This is a genomic window from Saccharopolyspora sp. NPDC002686 (assembly GCF_040295745.1).
In the GTDB taxonomy this organism is placed as follows: domain Bacteria; phylum Actinomycetota; class Actinomycetes; order Mycobacteriales; family Pseudonocardiaceae; genus Saccharopolyspora; species Saccharopolyspora oryzae.
Genome location: NZ_JBEOVY010000594.1, coordinates 1 through 2,312, shown reverse-complemented (window position 1 = coordinate 2,312; position 2,312 = coordinate 1). Strand labels below are relative to the sequence as shown.

Below are 2,312 nucleotides of genomic sequence, written 5' to 3'. Positions count from 1 at the left end.
ACGGTGTCGTCCTCCCGGGCGACGATGCGCTGCAGCACGCCGGCGGCGGGGGACGGGATCTCGGTGTCGACCTTGTCGGTGGAGACCTCGAGCAGGGGTTCGTCGACCTCGACGGTCTCGCCCTCCTGCTTGAGCCACCGGGTGATCGTTCCTTCGCTGACGCTCTCGCCGAGTGCCGGCATCTGAACGGAGAAGGCCATCGGTTGCTGACTCCTCGTTGTGTGGCGGGGTGCTTGGCTGACTGGGGACCGACGTCAGCCGTGCACGTGCAGCGGCTTGCCGGCCAGGGCGAGGTGCGCCTCGCCCAGGGCTTCGGTCTGGGACGGGTGGGCGTGCACCAGCGGAGCGACGTCCTCCGGCAGCGCTTCCCAGTTGTAGATCAGCTGCGCCTCGCCGATGAGCTCACCGACTCGGTCGCCGACCAGGTGCAGGCCGACGACGGGGCCGTCGGTCGCGCGGACCAGCTTGACCGCGCCTTGCGTCTTGAGGATCTGGCTCTTGCCGTTGCCGGCCAGGTCGTAGGTGAAGGTCTCCACCGAGCCGTACTGCTCCTTGGCGGCGGCCTCGCTCAAGCCCACCGAGGCGACCTCGGGGTGGCAGTAGGTCACGCGCGGGATGCCGGACTCGTCGATCGGCTGCGGGTTGAGGCCCGCGATGTCCTCGGCGATGAAGATGCCCTGCTGGAAACCGCGGTGCGCCAGCTGCAGGCCGGGCACGATGTCGCCGACCGCGTAGACGCCCGGCAGGTTGGTGCGCAGGCGCTCGTCGGTGGGGACGAAGCCGCGCTCCATCTGCACGCCGGCGGCCTCGAAGCCGTGACCAGCGGTGTTCGGGCCGCGGCCGACGGCGACCAGCAGCAGGTCGGCGTCGTGGGTCTCGCCGTTCTCCAGGCTGACCGAGACACCGGAGTCGGTCTGGGTGGCGCCGGTGAACTTCACGCCGGTCTTGAACTTGATGCCGCGCTTGCGGAAGGCGCGCTCCAGGCGCTTGGAGATGAACTCGTCCTCGTTGGGCACCAGGTGCGGCAGGGCCTCGACGACGGTCACCTCGGCGCCGAACGAACGCCAGACGCTGGCGAACTCCACGCCGATCACGCCGCCGCCCAGCACCACGACCTTGTTCGGGATGTGGTCCAGGTTCAGCGCCTGCTCGCTGGCGATGACCCGCCCGCCGAGCTCCAGGCCGGGCAGCGTCTTGGAGTAGGAACCGGTGGCCAGCACCAGGTTCTTGCCGGTGTAGCGGGTGCCGTTCACCTCGACGGTCTTGGCGTCGACCAGTGTGCCCGCGCCCTCGACCATCGTCACCTTGTGCGCCTTGGCCAGGCCCTGCAGGCCCTTGTACAGGCCGGCGATGATGCCGTCCTTGTACTTGTTGACGCCGTCGATGTCGATGCCCTCGAAGGCGGTCTTCACCCCGAACTGGTCGGCCTCGCGGGCCGAGTCGGCGACCTCCGCCGCGTGGAGCAGCGCCTTGGTCGGGATGCAGCCTCGGTGCAGGCAGGTCCCACCGAGCTTGTCCTTTTCGACCAGGATGACGGACAGGCCTAGCTCGGCTGCGCGGAAGGCGCAGGCGTAGCCGCCCGAACCGCCACCGAGAATGACTAGATCGGCGGACGTGTCGGTCACTTCGCTCTCCTCGACAGGCTTCGTTGACTCGCTGACAGCACTTCACCGGACCGGATGGTCACGAGCACCTGCAAACCATCTTGTCACCACACGGAAGGCCTACGCGACGTGGGCCGGGTGATCTGCGCTGCATCGTCGGAGATCACAGTGGAGGGTGAAGGATTTTCACACCTGCCCCACTTCGCTGGTGGCACCATCGGTCGCAGGCTGTAGTCCCATCCTTGGCTGGAGGAGAGTTGCGGTGGGTCTCTTCGACCGGTTCCGCAGGCGGCGCGCCGGGAAGGTGCGCGGGGCGAACTCGGCCGATGCGGAGCACCTGATCCGCTGGACCGAGCAGCACCGGGGAGTGGAGGGCTACCTCGAGCCCCGCACCACGGTCACCGAGACGACTCTGATGCTCATCGCCCACGACGGCGAGTGGACCAGGCGCCGGGTGGACGGCCCGGCCGCGGCGCACCGGCTGACCCGCAAGCTCGGCATCCCGCTGTACGAAGTGGCCAAGATCGGCTACCCGCAGCGGATGCGCGACTACCAGGCCAGGCAGCGGATCATCCGCGACCGGAACCGCCGCGCCGCCGACGGCGGCTAATACGGTTTTCCAGGCTCTTTTCGGGTGGCGGTGCGGGTGGCGGAACCTCAGACGCCGCCTGGCTGCGGGATCCCGTTTTCATGTATGTCCACCACATC

At 68.4% G+C, this 2,312-nt stretch carries 3 protein-coding genes; 1 reads left to right on the top strand and 2 read right to left on the bottom strand.

Translation table 11 applies throughout. From position 1 onward, the window contains the following. Together ABTZ89_RS38040 and lpdA are read right to left on the bottom strand one after the other, a co-directional pair. Positions 1-200 (bottom strand): biotin/lipoyl-containing protein (locus ABTZ89_RS38040; protein ID WP_351054181.1); only part of this gene is annotated, 200 nt, incomplete at its 3' end. A gap of 54 nt (positions 201-254) precedes the next feature. Then, complete coding sequence (gene lpdA / locus ABTZ89_RS38035; protein ID WP_270949480.1) at positions 255-1,625, bottom strand: dihydrolipoyl dehydrogenase; 1,371 nt, start codon at positions 1,623-1,625, stop codon at positions 255-257. A 241-nt stretch (positions 1,626-1,866) separates the two neighbouring features. Between lpdA and ABTZ89_RS38030 the strand changes: the two genes are divergently transcribed. Continuing rightward, positions 1,867-2,214, top strand: a complete 348-nt coding sequence (locus ABTZ89_RS38030) for an oxidoreductase (protein WP_270949479.1) — start codon at positions 1,867-1,869, stop codon at positions 2,212-2,214. Positions 2,215-2,312: the final 98 nt, after the last annotated feature.